Here is a 15,722-nt window from a genome sequence, read left to right on the forward strand (position 1 = left end):
TTAAATCTCCAAAATATTATCGAAAAGTTATAAAAATACCTATTCCCAAACATACAATGAGTTCGGGGCTAAATAAGCTAAATATAATTACGAGAGGCTACCCTCTTGTCAATGATAGGATAGGCGAAATTAGCTAGTTCTACTTGCTTAATATAAGTTTACCTTTGCAAGAGATATTTGACTCTTCGTACGATCTATCTCTGAGTCCTAAAATTAATTTATCTCAATGTTTTTTGAATATCGTAAGTTTGCCGATCGCTTCTGGACATGGCGCGATTATGAGATTGGTTATTGTGCTGAGGGATTAGATGAAAATCTTGATAAGCCTGCAATTGTTTTGATCCATGGCTTTGGGGCTTCAGTGGGGCATTGGCGCAAAAACGTCCCTATTCTCGCGCAAAAATTTAGGGTTTATGCGATCGATCTAATTGGTTTCGGTTCCTCTGCTCAGCCTAAACCGAGTGAGCTTGCTTATACATTCGAGACTTGGGGGCAACAGGTTGCCGATTTTGTGAACGAAGTGGTGGGTGATCGCGCCATATTAGTTGGCAATTCGATCGGTGCGGTGGTGGCTATGCAATCGGCGATCTATGCACCTGAGCTAATCTTCAAGACAGTGCTGATTAATTGTTCATTACGATTATTACAAGAACAAAATCAATTAGATATGCCTTGGTTTAAGCGTGTTGGGGTAAAGGCTGTCCAAAATATTTTGGGTAATCGGGCGATCGCCAAACTATTTTTTGATCAAGTACGAAATCCGCGATCGGTTAAGCAAATTCTTTCACAAGCTTATTTTCATAAAGAAGCTGTGACCGATGAATTAGTTGACATATTGACTAAGCCTGCACAAAATCCGAATGCGGTGGATGTATTTATGGCTTTTGTGCGCTATTCTCAGGGGCCAAGACCTGAAGATCTCTTAGCGATTTTGCCCTGTGATGCGATCGTGTTATGGGGCGATCGCGATCCTTGGGAGCCAATTGAATTAGGTCGTAAGTCTTTCACAAAATTTGCCTGTGTCAAGGAATTTATTGATATTCCGAATGCTGGGCATTGCCCACAGGATGAAGTTCCAGAAATGGTTAACGACATTTTGCTGAAATTTCTATAAATTTAAAAGCAGAAATGCCGCACGAAGTGCGGCATTTCTGCTTTTATGCTGCTTGCTGCCGATACCAAGCGATCGTCTTATTTAAACCATCGCGAAAATCTACCTGTGCTGTGAAACCAAATGCTTGCTTAGCTCTTTCTACATCAAGACAACGGCGAGGCTGACCATTAGGCTTATCAGTTTCCCAAATAATTTCGCCATCGTATCCCATTAATTCACAAATTAAATGGATCAAATCCTTGATTGAAATTTCTAAGCCAGTACCAATATTGATTGGATCAGACTCGTTATAAGCCTCGGATGCCATCACTATTCCTCTCGCAGCATCTTCGGAATATACAAACTCCCTGGTCGAGGTTCCATCTCCCCATACAGAAATAAAGCGATCGCCTCTTTGCTGAGCTTCATAAACTTTACGGATTAGAGCAGGAATTACATGAGAGCTACGAGGATCAAAGTTATCTTCTGGTCCATAGAGATTAACTGGCAGTAGATAGATGCCATTAAAACCATATTGTTGTCGATAGGACTGTAGCTGCACTAGTAAAGCCTTTTTAGCAACTCCATAGGGAGCATTAGTAATTTCAGGATAACCATTCCAGAGATCGGTTTCTTTAAACGGTACAGGTGTAAAGTTGGGATAGGCGCAAATTGTGCCAACACATACAAATTTTTGAACATTTGCTCGATAACTGGCATGAATTAATTGGACACCCATCATCAGATTGTCATAAAACAGTTCGGCTGGTTTTTCGCGATTGAGTCCAATACCACCAACATGAGCGGCAAGATGGATAATTAAATCCTGCCCCTGTACAACTTTTTCGCAGATATCCAGCGATCGCAAATCAAACTCTTTTGATCTAGGGACGGTAATTAAATCTGGGCTGGCTCCTCTGGCGATTAGTTGGGCAATTACTTGCTTACCTAAAAAGCCCGCCCCCCCCGTTACAAGAATCTTTTGATCTTTGAATTGTAGTTTTGCTCGATTTTCTAACATAAAAACTTCTCTATTAAAGTCTAAGTAATTTAAAATCCAAACTGATGTTATATGTTACGCAGAAGGAATTCCTGCGATAGCTGAGGTTTAGGGCTGGCACGGGGGCGCAGCCCCTACAGATCATGAATATTGCAGGTAGGAGCAATCCCCCCGTGGTTATCCTGCTTGGCTAGCAGCAAGAGATTAATCATCTGCGTTCTGCGTAACATTCAGTTATAAAGTTACCAAGTCGAGGCTTGTCCAATATTTCGCAATGTGGCAATATCTTGAGAATGTGTGCCTTTAGGATTGGGTAAGCCCAATGCTTCTAGATCCGCATCTACCATTAGCTCCACCAAAGCCTTAAAGGTAACTTTTGGCTCCCATGTCAGCTTTTGTTTAGCCTTGCTGGAGTCTCCCAACAACAAATCCACCTCAGCAGGGCGGAAATAACGCGGATCGATCTCTACATAGTCGTCCCATTTAAGGTTGACGTAAGCAAAAGCTTCTTCTAAAAATTCTCTTACTGAATGGGTCTCACCAGTGGAAATCACGTAGTCATCAGGTTTTTCCTGTTGCAACATTAACCACATCGCCTCAACATAGTCTTTGGCATAGCCCCAATCGCGTTTGGAATCAAGATTTCCTAAATAGAGTTTTTTCTGCTGATTAGCGACAATGCGGGCGATTGCTCTGGTGATCTTTCTGGTGACAAAGGTCTCACCTCGGCGCGGTGACTCATGATTAAACAAAATGCCATTGCAAGCAAATAGTCCGTAAGACTCTCGGTAATTAATTGTTTGCCAATGGGCATACACCTTGGCACAAGCATAGGGACTACGTGGATAAAAGGGAGTATCCTCATTTTGGGGTACAGCTTGCACTAAGCCGTACATCTCGGATGAGCCTGCCTGATAAAAACGGATTTCGCGATCGTTGCGTTGTTGATAGTCGCGCAAAGCTTCTAATAACCGTAATGTTCCCATTCCTACTGCATCAACTGTATATTCAGGAGAGTCAAAGCTAACGCGCACATGGGACTGAGCACCGAGGTTAAAGACTTCATGAGGTCGAACAGCTTCTAAAATGCGGCCCAAAGTAGTGCCATCGGTCAGATCGCCATAGTGTAGAAATAATTTGGTTTCTGGTAAATGCGGATCTTGATACATATGATCAAGACGATCGGTATTGATTGTGGAAGTGCGACGAATGATACCGTGGACTTCGTATCCTTTTGCTAGTAGTAGTTCCGATAGATAAGATCCATCTTGACCTGTGATACCTGTAATTAAGGCGCGTTTAGATTTACTCATGAAGTATGGCTTGGAAGGACTCAATAAAATTTTATAGCAATGATTAAAGTAATCTAGAAAAGATGAGGTGAACTAGAAGTTTCCTTTTCTCATTTACAAGCATTTACCATCAATCAATAATTTTTCAAACTCAGGTGCAGGTAATGGTGGGCTAAAGAAGTAGCCTTGTATCTGATCACAGCCATTTTCTTTTAAAAACTGAATTTGCTCCGCAGTCTCGACACCTTCAGCGATAACTTGCAAGGACAAACTATGGGCAAGATCGATGATCGCTAGGGAAATTGTCGCATCGTGGCGATCTGTTGTAATGTCTTGGATAAAACAGCGATCTATCTTAAGTATATTTACTGGAAAATGCTTAAGGTAGCTCAAAGACGAATAGCCTGTACCAAAATCATCGATCGCTACTTTTACGCCTATTGACTGCAACTGCGATAGTACTTGGACTGTAAACTCTGCATTTTGCATAATGATGCTTTCTGTAAGCTCGATTTCCAGATTATCTGGTTCGGTACCAGTTTCTTGTAAAACCTTACTAATTAATTCTGTGAGATTATTGTCTGGACGAAAATGCTGACCAGATAGATTGACGGCAATAAATCCGTAATTTATGCCAGATTTGCGCCATGAGCGCATTTGTTCACAGACTGAGTATAGGATTACCTCACTCAAACGCAGGATAAGCCCTGTTTCTTCGGCTACAGGAATAAATTTACTCGGCATAATCAACCCTAAGTCGGGATGCTGCCATCTTGCTAACGCTTCAGCCCCAACGATTTTTCCAGATTTGAGGTTGACCAAAGGCTGATAAAAAACCCGAATTTCATTGCGATCAATTGCGCGGTGGAGGCTATTTGCTAACGCCATATATTCTGAAGATTGAACATTCAGATCTGGACTGTAGAGCTTATAGCTATTTCGGCTATGGGTTTTAGCATAATACATAGCTAATTCAGCATTTTTGATTAATCCTTCCACCTCTTGATGATCTTCAGGAAAAATGGTGATGCCAATACTACTCGTAATGAAAACCTCATGCCCATATATATGATAGGGACGGCTTAATAGATCGAGAATTTTCTGTGTTTCAAGTTTGATGCTGAGCGTATCTGTGACACCAGAAATGATCAGAGCAAATTCATCGCCTTGGATACGCGCCACCATATCGCATGGTGCGGTGTAGCGCTTTAGGCGCTCGGCGATCGCTATAAACAATTGATCGCCAATATTATTACCAAGAGTATTGTTAATAATATTGAAATTGTCCATATCCAGAAATAGTAAAGCGAGCGATTTGTTATTAATTTTGGCGTGCAAAATAGCTTGGCTTAGCGACTCATGAAAAAGGATGCGATTTGGCAGTTGTGTTAAGCCATCATGGTGAGACAGGTATTCAAACCTTGCGCCTACCGCTTTGATTTCATCATAGTAATGATCTCTAGCAGAGTTGTACTTTTGCAAACGTGAGGCGATCGCACCCAATAATTCAGCAGAAGTAAAAGGCTTGGTCAGATAGTCATCTGCACCTAGTTGCATAGCATGACGCATATCAGCTTTTTCCGTCATTGCCGTCAAAAATATAAACGGAATCATTGAGGTTTTGGGGTCTTGTCGCAGTGCAACCAATGTCCCGAAGCCATCCAGTTCTGGCATGGCTATATCACAGATAATCAAATTTGGTAAATAGGTTTTGGCTATTTGTACACCAACAAGTCCATTTTCTGCACCCAGTACATCAAAACCTTCGTAGGAGAGAGTCTCCATGATCTCTTCGCGCAAAGCTTCTACATCTTCGATGACTAGAATCGTTGTCATAATTTACTTTGTTCCATTATTAAATTCAATAATTACTGGTGCTCGGCTACGCTAAGCATCAATAATTATTCATTGAGTAAAGCTGTAAGGAAGTTTTACTTTTATAGTTGTGCCTTTGTTTTCAACACTAGTAAGTTGAATTGTGCCGCCAAGAATATCTACTGAATTCTTAATAATTGCCATCCCCAATCCAGTTCCTACGATCATACCAACATTTTGGGCGCGATAAAAATGATCAAAAATCTTTTCTTGATCAATTAAAGGAATACCAATCCCCTGATCCTTAAACTCTAATAAAAGTTGAGGGATGAGATCGCTAGTTAGCGAAATCGTAAAATAGACCTCACTTGTATTTGGAGAATATTTAATAGCATTTGACAATAAGTTAGAAATAATTTGCCTAAAAAATTTAGTGTCAATTGATATCTTTATAGGCGTATTAATGTTTTTGAATATAACTTGATGCTTGCCGTTGCCTATTAATTTAGTTTGCTCGATAATTTCTAGACAGAAATCTTCAAGATTAATTTCTTCTGACTGTAAATCAAATCTACCAGATTCAGTTTTGCCAATGATTAATACTTCCTCCAATAGGTTTGTCATTCCTTTAACTTCGCGTTGGATTTTATCAATTCTTTCTAGCTTTTTCTCGTCTGACATTTTATAACCATAGTTTCGCAGCAGATCACTTGCTGTCTGGATCGTTGCTAGTGGGGTGCGAAATTCATGGGAAGCTCTGGAAATAAATTGTGATTTGAGTTCGTTAAGTTCTTTCTCTCTGAGCAAAGCTCTCTCTAGTTGGCTGAGACTTTGTTCTAGCTGCTGAGTGCGATCGGCAACTTGACGTTCTAGATTTTTGTTGAGATCTTGAACTCGCTCAAATAATTTTACTTGTTGAATTGCGATCGCAACATGATTAGCTAACTGTTTGAGCAAATCAATTTCAAATTCTTCCCACTGACGAGGCGCAAGACATTGATGAGCTATTAACAATCCCCATAAAGTATCTCCAAAAGAAATAGAGACTACGATATTAGCCTTTACTTGAAAACATTGTAAAAGATCTTTATGGCAAGTGCTTAAATCTGCAAGCTCAACATCATTGATACTAGATATAGCTCTGTTTTGATATTTTTGCACATAATCCTGATTAAAACATGCATCATTAATTGTTTTGCCAAGAATGGATAACACAGGATTATTAACAGCTTCTACAACAAATGTACCACTCCAATCCTGCTGAAACTGATAAATAACTACTCGATCAATACGTAATAATTCTTGAGTCTCTTTAACCGTAATTGATAGGATTTGATCGAGATTTAATTCGCATTGAATTTTAAGTAAAATTGCATTTAGCAATCTTTCTCTTTCACTTTGATAGCGCAGTTGAGTCTCGACTTTTTTCCGCTCGGTAATGTCGTAATAACTGCTTAAATACATCCGTTTACCTTTGTATGCCATTAGTCTTGAGGAAACTAAGACATCTTTAAATGTGCCATCACGATGACAAATGCGAGTCTCGACAGTCATCGGTTGTCCCTTTTCCTGAAGTTGCTGTAATCGTTGCAAAGCTTTATCATGTTCGGCACGATCGGGATATAGGAAGGTTGTAAAATCATGGCTAGCATTTGCTTCCTCTGATGTATACCCCGTGAGATTTTCCATCCCATTATTGAAAATCGAAAAATAGCCTGAATCATCACTAAATGTAATACCTTCTTTGATCGATGTCAGTACAGTGCGCAAGCGCTCTTCACTTCCCAGCAATTTTTGGTTTGATTTTACTTGTTCGGTAATGTCGGTTTGAATGCCGATGTAGTTAGTGAGTTCGCCATGATCGTTAAAGACTGGTGCAATATATAAATCATTCCAAAATGGGGTACCATCTTTGCGATAGTTGAGAAGCACAGAGTGACATTCCCGCTTTTCCTCAATAGCTTTACGTAACTCTATAAGACCAAGCTGATTGCGATCGCCGCCTTGCAAAAAGCGGCAATCACGTCCGATTACTTCTGCTGCGCTATAGCCTGTGATTCTCTCAAAGCTAGGATTAACATAAATCATAGGATTATTCGACAGAGTGGCATCCGTAATCACAATCCCATTTGAGCTTGCTGCGATCGCCCGTTCACGCAATTTCAAAGACTCTTCTACCCGCTTACGTTCTGAGACATCTCGCAATGAGGCGACCACGTAGACTCTACGATCTTCATCAATTGCTTCTGACACACGCATTTCCGCTGAGGTTGTACAGCCTCGGTTGAGAATATCGACATCAGTGCTTTCCCCCGCTACTACAGGAAGTCCAAAAGTTTCACCGATAATATCTTCAGATTTACACCCAAATAAGTTCTCAGCCGATTGATTAACATATCGCACTACACCTTCATGATCAACCACCACAAAAGCGTCAGAAACTTCACTCACTAAATGGCTGAATTTCTTTTGATTGAGATCTTGAACTTGGAATTTTGATAGTGATTTGTCAGTAATATCTTGGCAAGTTCCAACAATCTGCGCTGAATTGTTGATACTGTCAATATCCAGGGATAGCGAAATCGATAGCATCCGATTTGTCACTAAATCAAGTTGTTCTTCAAACACAACAGCTTGTCGTGTTTTCAAACATTGACCAACATATTTGTTCAATAAATCCGCAAATTCTAGAGACAAACATTCCTTTGGCTGTAAGCCAACTAGATTTACAGTTTGATCGATACTACGTTCCCCAAAGACAAGATGCACAAATGCGGAATTAGCGATCGCAAACCGCAGAATAAATCCCTGATCATTTGGATCTGATACTTGCGAATTTGCTTCAACCGTCAAAATAAAGATTCCGCATTGAATATGATCTAGGATGTTTTGCATAATCGCCAAATCTCTACCCAATATCGCAGCTATTATTGAGCTTAATGGCTCAACTATAATTGTGATCGCAATGTATTGACATTAATTATTTATGAATTTAACGATCTCAGTTCCTTCCATCGGTTGTTCTAGCTGTATCGAAAATATTACTAGAGCGATCCAATCTGTCGATGCATCGGCAGTGGTTAATGGTGACGCTGCAACTAAGTCTTTAGATATCGAGAGCCATTTATCTGAAGTCAAAATTCGAGAACTAATTGAGATCGCAGGTCACAAAGCTGCATAAGAATTAGATGCCGAGAAAATCACGGCATCTAATTTCTTATATATCGCAATAATCGCCTTTAGGAGCATTAAAATCACCTGACTTTCCCCCACTCTTATGGATTAGCCTTGTATTCGAGATGATCATCGTCTTTTCGAGGGACTTTGCCATATCGTAAAGAGTTAAAGCTGCGATCGTGGCAGCTGTCATGGCTTCCATTTCCACACCAGTTTCAGATTTGGTTTTGACCTCTGCCTCAATCTGATACCCAGGGATATTTTCATCTAGATAAATTTTGACATCGACACTAGTTAGATTAAGCGGATGACACATAGGGATCAAGTTAGCTGTTTGTTTAGCTGCCATAATCCCTGCTAGTCTTGCCGTCCCTAATACATCTCCTTTTGGCACATTTCCCGCTTGGATTGCATCTAACGTTGTTGTTTTCATAGATATCTCGCAAACAGCGATCGCCCGTCTCACCGTTTGTGGTTTATAAGTCACATCCACCATCTGAGCATTACCACTTTGATCGAGATGAGCGAGTGACTGAAGAATATCCGTATCCATAAAAAACTTTGCCGAAATTAGCTCAATAATATAAAAACAAAACAAGGCTACGAAGTATTTAATCACGGTTAGTTGTTGCTAACCAGTCAGCTATGACCAGACTCTTCACCTAGTACAAAAGTTTAACCGAATTATGACTGAGACTGTAAAGATTGAGATTTATGCAGATAATCTTAGTGTGACTCAATTGATCGCTAGCCAACTTGCTCAGCTTGTCACTGCTGGTACGATTATTCTACTCGAAGGCAATCTTGGTAGTGGCAAAACTACTTTTATGCAAGCCTTTGGTCTTGCTCTTGGTATTAGCGCCACGATCACTAGTCCAACATTTACGCTAATTGATGAATACATTGAAGGTCGTTTGCCACTTTATCACATTGATCTTTATCGTCTAGAGCCATCGCAAATTCCCAGCTTACATTTAGAAGAATATTGGCGTGGTGAGGATTTTCCGCTCGGTGTGGTGGCGATCGAGTGGGCAAGTAAACTGCTTACCATGCCGCCAGCTCATCTCAAGATTAATCTCGCAGCAACAATAAGCTCTCAAAATAAAGACGAAACAAAAAATCTTGACTTAAATTTAGAAGATGATCTAGAAGTCTTGTCTGAAGCCCGCCTTATTCATCTCATCGCTCAAGGCGAAACCTATATTGATATTCTGACTACACTTTGTGCTGAAGCCGAAACCAAGATTCTTGTCATAAGTAATGCCAAGCAGCACCTTTAACAAGAAATTTATATGACAAATAGAAGCAGGGATTTGAACTGCGACTTTTTTGATTTAGCTATCTTTAAGTAACTCAGCATGATTAAAAAATAGACCCAAAATCTATACCGCCCGCTTAGCGGGCGGTATAGATTTTGGGTCTTTATATGTCTTGGCTACTTAGAATCTAATTCATCAGGTTCGCCATTACCCTTTACTTCATCTTGGAAACCACGTAGAGCTTGTCCCACACTGCGACCAATCTCAGGGATTCGCTTTGCCCCAAAAATTGCTACACCCACAAGCGAAATCACAATTACTTCTGGCCAGCCAATTCCAAACATTTAACTTCGATCTCCTCAAACGTATCTGAATATTCTTCTATTGTCTCAGCAAGTATAAGCTAACTCAACTTTCTGAGTGTATTCAAAAGCAGTAAGCTATAAAGAATTTACAAGTAAATCTAACCAAACAAGTACTAAAAAATAATGGACTCAACCATTACTTGGACACTTGGCAGCACTGAACCCGATGCTGAAGCCAATCTTGCTCGTATTGCCCAATGGTGGGCATCTTTAGCAGGACAAGAAATCACCTGGCAACAACGCCCTTTGACAGAGAATAGCGATCGCAATGCGATCGACTGGAGCAAACAGTCCCTCGACGAAACTTTTGCAATTCAAACACCGAGCTTGCGCGGCATTACTCTTTATTGGTACAAGCCCAATAGCCCCGACGAACGCAATATTTCTGTTGGCTACCTCCAACTCAACCAATTTACTCAACAACTAGACATTCTGCCATCGTCAGGTCGAAGCTACCAACTTCGCATTACTCTACCCAAAATCGTCTACCAAAAGACTCAAGTCATCGATCCTCAGTTTGGCTGTATCATTCAGCCCAATGGTGATGCAGTTTTACTATTTCGAGATGAAACCCAACGCTTAGAAATTCAAATTGATTTGAGTGCCGTAAATGCCGATTTACTTAAGCAAAAGCTAAGTAAGACATAGGATATATTTGCGCTGCTATAGCGATAAAAAAGATAGCTAGGACAAATCAAAACCCCAAATAAAAATGGCGGCGCGAAGCGCCGCCATTTTTATTTGGGGTTTTATGTCCTAAGCAAACCTTTTATTGCTAATAGCAATTCACAGAAGTGTTGTCACACGTTTGTGAATTAAAAGACAAACTCTGTAAGGGTTTAAAAATCACAAAATAGCCACGCCATTTTGTGATTGGTATAAATCTAGTTTTTGACTATGCCTTATCCTCTCCCATCGAAAGAATAGGTGAATAATCAGGGATGAACTACTTCGCCGCTCGCCCCTAATTATTCTCTGGGAAGAGAGTATCTACTTATAAACATTAATAAAGTAAGGCATATTTTTAATGAATCCAGCCTATGATTTGAGCATATTTGGCAAATAAACTTGGCTAAGGGTAAATCTATGACACCTCAAGAACTTCCCCCTCCGATTAGTCCTCGTCAGATGGATATGCTTCGTGCTGTAGCAGCAATGGCTTGGGCAGACGGCAAGCTTGAACCTGATGAAATTCGGCTGATGCTTGATGAATTTGCAATGTTATTTGCCAAAACTGAAATAGAGCGTAGCGCTTTGAAAACTCGTCTTAAAGATTACTTAGGGCAAAATATTCCTCTTGAAGAAGTCGTACCAAATATCAAAAGTGTTGAAGATCGCAAAATGACTCTCAGACTTGGATATCAAGTGATCCAAGCTAGTCGGCGTAATCCAGATGAACCAATGATTAATCTTGATGAAGCCGCCGCCTATCAAAGGTTAGTCAGAATCCTAGATTTGCCTCCAGATGTTGTAGCCGACATTGAAGCCTCGATCGTTCCTCACGAAGGAGCCTATCCCAACGGAATTATTAAATCTTTGGCAGCAAGGCTACATAAATTACTTGGAAATGCGAATTAAGCTAAAAAGCATAGCAATTCGCATTATAAAAATTGGGTTTGATGAAAGCCTTCTATCGGCAGACCTTCATCAAACCCAATTTTGGAATTTATTAATTGTAAATTGCTGTAGGTTTGGGTTCTAAAATAACTAAGGAATGAAAATTAATTAACTTGTGCAATTAAAACCAAAATTTGTTGGGGCGGGCGAAGCCCGCCCCAACAAATTTTGGTTTTAATTAATTTTCATTCCTAAGTCATTGTGCTGATGGTAATACCTATCGCTACAAACTCGGATAGAGTGATTACTTACAATAAATCTTTAAGAAGTACGAGCAGCCACTATGCGGGATGGAACTGATCTTCAGCAAAAAATTATGTCTGCCCCATTCTTTGTGGGCTTACCTGATGAAGCCGTAATTAGGGCAACAGCCCATATGGTCACACGCAGCCATCCAGCGGATCAAGTGATTTTGTTGGAAAACGACTGGGGAAACTCTGTTTATTTCATCTTGGAAGGCTGGGCGAAAATTCGCACATATAATCTTGATGGGAAAGAAATCACCCTTAACATTCTCGGCTTTGGCGAGATGTTTGGCGAAATGGCTCCGCTAGATCAAGTGCCTAGATCCACTGATGTGATTACGCTTACCCCGACAACTATTGGCAGCCTGCCAGCTTCAGATTTTGTACATCTGCTTGAAACAGAGCCAATCGCGGGCATCCATTTAGCAAGGCTAATGGCAAAGCGCTTACGTCAAGTTAATCGACGTTTACGCTTACGGGAAGCTGATAGTACTTCTCGCGTTGCCGATGTCCTGCTATTTCTAGCCGAAGGACAAGGGACAAAAGTCAGTGGTGGTTTAGAAATCCCCAATTTGCCTCATCGTGAGCTTAGTAGTCTAAGTGGTTTAGCTAGAGAGACAGTCACTCGTGTACTAGGGAAACTAGAACGCAAAAATTTAATTCAGCGTATTCCCGATCGCGATGTATTATGCATCCTCAACCCTGAAGGCTTAGAATCTTTGATGGTTTAGATCAAAAGGTGTTGCTTCGCGTCACCTTTTGATCTGTTATTATTAGGCTCGTTATTTGGTAGGTAAGAAGTATAAATGCTGAATCCAGTTGATTTCAGCGGTAGGCCGTTTCATTTTGTGGGTATTGGCGGGATCGGGATGTCGGCGATCGCCTATATTTTAGCGAAGCAAGGATTTACGGTATCTGGCTCGGATCTTAGTAGCAATCGCATCACTCAAAAACTACAGGCTCTGGGTGTAAAAATTTTTCAAGGGCATCATGCAGACAACATCGATCTAGCAAATGCTCCTCAGGTCGTCTGTTCTACAGCTATCAATCAACAAAACCCAGAGTTTCAGATAGCTCTAGCAAATGGCTTACCAATTTTGCATCGTTCAGACTTATTGGCAGCGTTGATCGAACAATTTCAGGCGATCTCAGTTGCAGGCACTCATGGAAAAACAACAACTAGTAGCTTAGTCGGATTCTTATTACTCAAGGCTGGACTAGATCCTAGTATTATCATTGGTGGTGAAGTTAGCTCTTGGCAAGGAAATGCCCGTTTGGGGCAAGGCAAATATCTAGTTGCTGAAGCCGATGAGTCCGATGGCACTTTGGTGAAATTTTTATCGCATATTGGTATTATTACCAATATTGAGCTAGATCACCCTGATCACTATCACAGCCTTGAGCAGGTAGTTGAAATCTTTAAGACTTTTGCAAAACGTTGTGAAATTGTAGTTGGATGTATTGATTGCCCTACGGTCACGGAGTTTATTCATTCAGACATTACCTATAGTTTGAGTGACTCGACCGCAGACTATATGGTGTCGGAAGTGAATTACACCCCATCAGATACTCAAGCCTTAGTGATCGAACGAGGCAAAGCTTTAGGTAAAATTTCAGTGGGGCTGTTAGGTAAGCATAATCTCAGCAATGTTCTGGCTGCGATCGCAGTAGCACGTTATGTTGGAGTTGAGTGGCAAGTGATCGCCGATGCTTTACCCGATTTTGTTGGAGCTAGTCGCCGTTTTGAGATTAAAGGCGTGCAAAATGGGATTACTTTTGTTGATGACTATGCTCATCATCCTAGCGAAATTATTGCCACGCTTGCTTCCGCAAGACAACAGAATACTACTAGCCGTGTAGTTGCGATTTTTCAGCCCCATCGCTATAGCCGCACCCATAGATTCTTAGCAGAATTTAGTCATTCCTTCACCGATGCAGACATGGTGATTGTCACCGATATCTATGCTGCAAGTGAACCCAATGATGGCAAGATATCAGGGCTACAAGTCTCTGAAGCGATCGCCTCAGTTCAAGATCAAGTGCATTATCTGCCAACGCTCAAAGATGTCCAAGCATTCTTAGTGCAAAATTTGCAGTCGGGGGATCTGGCTGTATTTCTCGGTGCGGGCAACCTCAATCAGGCGATCGCGCCAACCATCCAAGAATTAACCCATTAAATGTGGCACGGCTTTGCCATAGCACATTTAATGAGCGAATTGTTAAATTAGAGAACGCACGAAAGATAACGCACGAAGCAGCTTAGTCACTTAATTAGCTTTAATTTAAGCAAATGTCACTCGATCTTCAAATCCAAAACTCTATTCGCTCCAATGTATCTCTTGCAGGGCTAACTTCGATGCGAGTTGGTGGTTTGGCTGAGTACTTCATTTCGCCTCGCTCATCTGCGGAGCTAGCTGAAAGTCTCTCATGGGCAAGCGATCAGCATCTGCCAATCACAATTATTGGAGCTGGTAGCAATCTTTTAATCAGCGATCAAGGCTTAGAGGGTTTGGTCGTTTGCACTCGACACTTGCGGGGCATTGAATTTGATGAGCATTCTGGGCAAGTTACCGCCGCCGCAGGTGAACCTGTGGCTCGTTTAGCTATGCAAATTGCTAGTCATGGTTGGTCTGGCTTTGAATGGGCAGTTGGTATTCCTGGAACTGTGGGTGGATTGGTCGTAATGAATGCAGGCGCACAGGGTGGATGTGCGGCTGATTGTGTGGTTTCTGTGCAGACGATCTCCTTAACTGGTAAAACTCATCTCGTCTATCCTCAAGATTTGGATTTCAGTTACCGAACCTCGTCTCTACAAGAATCGTCAAACATCGTTACAGGTACAACCTTTAAATTTCAAGCTGGCGGCAATCCATTGGCGATCGCAGCAGATACTGAGGCAAAACTAAAAGTAAGACACACCACACAGCCGTATCATTTGCCCAACTGTGGCAGTGTTTTTCGTAATCCTGTGCCCCAATTTGCCGCAAAACTAATTCAAGACGCTGGATTAAAGGGGTATCAAATCGGCAATGCCCAAGTCTCAGAATTACATGCCAACTTTATAGTTAATCTGGGGAATGCAAAAGCTAGTGATATTTGCAGTCTCATCGAACACATTAAAACTGTAATCAGCGATCGCGATGGTGTAGTGCTGGAAACCGAAGTCAAGATGATCGGTCATTTCTAAACAATTGGGGCTTGTCAGCGATCGCATTTATCTATAGATAGATTTAAGATTTTAGTATTTACATTACTCAATACTTCATTTAATCTATTTATATAAGCGCAAGCTTACATATAACTTTTTAATCTTATTCATTCCCAAAAGGATTATTTGCAATTATGACAACAGCAGTACAAAGACGCGAAAGCGCTTCACTGTGGGATCAGTTTTGCAACTGGATCACCAGCACCGACAACCGCCTCTATGTAGGTTGGTTCGGCGTAATCATGATCCCTTGCTTACTATCAGCCACAATTTGTTTCATCATCGCCTTCATTGGTGCTCCTCCAGTAGACATTGACGGAATCCGCGAACCAGTAGCTGGTAGCTTGTTTTTCGGCAACAACATGATTTCTGGCGCAGTCGTACCATCTTCAAATGCGATTGGCCTGCACTTTTACCCCATTTGGGAAGCAGACAGCCTCGACGAATGGCTATACAACGGCGGCCCATATCAACTAGTAGTATTCCACTTCCTCCTCGGCATCTTCTGCTACATGGGACGTGAGTGGGAACTCTCCTACCGCCTCGGTATGCGTCCTTGGATCGCAGTAGCATACTCTGCACCAGTAGCAGCAGCAACCGCAGTATTCTTGATCTACCCAATCGGACAAGGATCATTCTCTGACGGTATGC

At 41.3% G+C, this 15,722-nt stretch carries 14 protein-coding genes and 1 pseudogene; 9 read left to right on the forward strand and 6 right to left on the reverse strand.

Annotated elements, in window-relative coordinates:
• Positions 1–226 precede the first annotated feature (226 nt).
• Positions 227–1,114 carry an alpha/beta fold hydrolase gene (locus PseudUWO311_RS04570; protein ID WP_142653977.1) on the forward strand — a complete coding sequence of 296 codons (888 nt, stop codon included), beginning with the start codon at positions 227–229 and terminating at the stop codon, positions 1,112–1,114.
• Between the two features lie 43 nt (positions 1,115–1,157).
• Here PseudUWO311_RS04570 and PseudUWO311_RS04575 read toward each other — a convergent pair whose 3' ends face one another.
• The 4 genes from PseudUWO311_RS04575 to PseudUWO311_RS04590 all read right to left on the reverse strand — a co-directional run bounded on the left by PseudUWO311_RS04575 (position 1,158) and on the right by PseudUWO311_RS04590 (position 8,095).
• A complete protein-coding gene (locus tag PseudUWO311_RS04575) occupies positions 1,158–2,114 on the reverse strand; it encodes a GDP-L-fucose synthase family protein (RefSeq protein ID WP_142653979.1) in 957 nt (318 codons plus the stop codon).
• Positions 2,115–2,335: 221 nt separating this feature from the next.
• Complete coding sequence (gene gmd, locus PseudUWO311_RS04580; RefSeq protein WP_142653981.1) at positions 2,336–3,406, reverse strand: GDP-mannose 4,6-dehydratase; 1,071 nt, start codon at positions 3,404–3,406, stop codon at positions 2,336–2,338.
• A 93-nt stretch (positions 3,407–3,499) separates the two neighbouring features.
• The gene (locus PseudUWO311_RS04585; protein WP_142653983.1) at positions 3,500–5,221 is read right to left on the reverse strand and encodes an EAL domain-containing protein; all 1,722 of its coding nucleotides are present in this window, start codon (positions 5,219–5,221) and stop codon (positions 3,500–3,502) included.
• Positions 5,222–5,290: 69 nt separating this feature from the next.
• Complete coding sequence (locus tag PseudUWO311_RS04590; protein WP_142653986.1) at positions 5,291–8,095, reverse strand: PAS domain S-box protein; 2,805 nt, start codon at positions 8,093–8,095, stop codon at positions 5,291–5,293.
• A gap of 91 nt (positions 8,096–8,186) precedes the next feature.
• Between PseudUWO311_RS04590 and PseudUWO311_RS04595 the strand changes: the two genes are divergently transcribed.
• Positions 8,187–8,381 carry a cation transporter gene (locus PseudUWO311_RS04595; RefSeq protein WP_142653988.1) on the forward strand — a complete coding sequence of 65 codons (195 nt, stop codon included), beginning with the start codon at positions 8,187–8,189 and terminating at the stop codon, positions 8,379–8,381.
• A 36-nt stretch (positions 8,382–8,417) separates the two neighbouring features.
• Here the strand turns inward: PseudUWO311_RS04595 and moaC are convergent, their stop codons facing one another.
• Positions 8,418–8,930 carry a cyclic pyranopterin monophosphate synthase MoaC gene (gene moaC / locus PseudUWO311_RS04600; RefSeq protein ID WP_142653991.1) on the reverse strand — a complete coding sequence of 171 codons (513 nt, stop codon included), beginning with the start codon at positions 8,928–8,930 and terminating at the stop codon, positions 8,418–8,420.
• Positions 8,931–9,063: 133 nt separating this feature from the next.
• Here moaC and tsaE point away from each other — a divergent pair, with 133 nt between their 5' ends.
• Positions 9,064–9,657, forward strand: coding sequence for a tRNA (adenosine(37)-N6)-threonylcarbamoyltransferase complex ATPase subunit type 1 TsaE (gene tsaE, locus PseudUWO311_RS04605; protein WP_142653993.1), 594 nt, complete (start codon positions 9,064–9,066; stop codon positions 9,655–9,657).
• Between the two features lie 155 nt (positions 9,658–9,812).
• Here tsaE and tatA read toward each other — a convergent pair whose 3' ends face one another.
• Positions 9,813–9,980 (reverse strand): twin-arginine translocase TatA/TatE family subunit, encoded by a 168-nt coding sequence (gene tatA, locus PseudUWO311_RS04610; protein ID WP_103669228.1) that lies wholly within the window; start codon positions 9,978–9,980, stop codon positions 9,813–9,815.
• A gap of 144 nt (positions 9,981–10,124) precedes the next feature.
• Here tatA and PseudUWO311_RS04615 point away from each other — a divergent pair, with 144 nt between their 5' ends.
• From PseudUWO311_RS04615 to PseudUWO311_RS04640, 6 genes and pseudogenes are all read left to right on the forward strand, one after another.
• A complete protein-coding gene (locus tag PseudUWO311_RS04615) occupies positions 10,125–10,649 on the forward strand; it encodes a hypothetical protein (protein WP_142653995.1) in 525 nt (174 codons plus the stop codon).
• A 438-nt stretch (positions 10,650–11,087) separates the two neighbouring features.
• The gene (locus tag PseudUWO311_RS04620; protein WP_142653996.1) at positions 11,088–11,579 is read left to right on the forward strand and encodes a TerB family tellurite resistance protein; all 492 of its coding nucleotides are present in this window, start codon (positions 11,088–11,090) and stop codon (positions 11,577–11,579) included.
• A gap of 355 nt (positions 11,580–11,934) precedes the next feature.
• Entirely contained in the window at positions 11,935–12,594 is a 660-nt protein-coding gene (locus PseudUWO311_RS04625; protein WP_236580002.1) for a Crp/Fnr family transcriptional regulator, read from the forward strand.
• Between the two features lie 75 nt (positions 12,595–12,669).
• The gene (gene murC, locus PseudUWO311_RS04630; RefSeq protein WP_142654000.1) at positions 12,670–14,040 is read left to right on the forward strand and encodes a UDP-N-acetylmuramate--L-alanine ligase; all 1,371 of its coding nucleotides are present in this window, start codon (positions 12,670–12,672) and stop codon (positions 14,038–14,040) included.
• Positions 14,041–14,153: 113 nt separating this feature from the next.
• Positions 14,154–15,050, forward strand: a complete 897-nt coding sequence (gene murB, locus PseudUWO311_RS04635; RefSeq protein WP_142654002.1) for a UDP-N-acetylmuramate dehydrogenase — start codon at positions 14,154–14,156, stop codon at positions 15,048–15,050.
• A 155-nt stretch (positions 15,051–15,205) separates the two neighbouring features.
• Positions 15,206–15,722 (forward strand): annotated as a pseudogene (locus tag PseudUWO311_RS04640) (photosystem II q(b) protein); the annotation flags it as partial.

Source organism: Pseudanabaena sp. UWO311, assembly GCF_006937785.1.
In the GTDB taxonomy this organism is placed as follows: Bacteria; Cyanobacteriota; Cyanobacteriia; order Pseudanabaenales; family Pseudanabaenaceae; genus Pseudanabaena.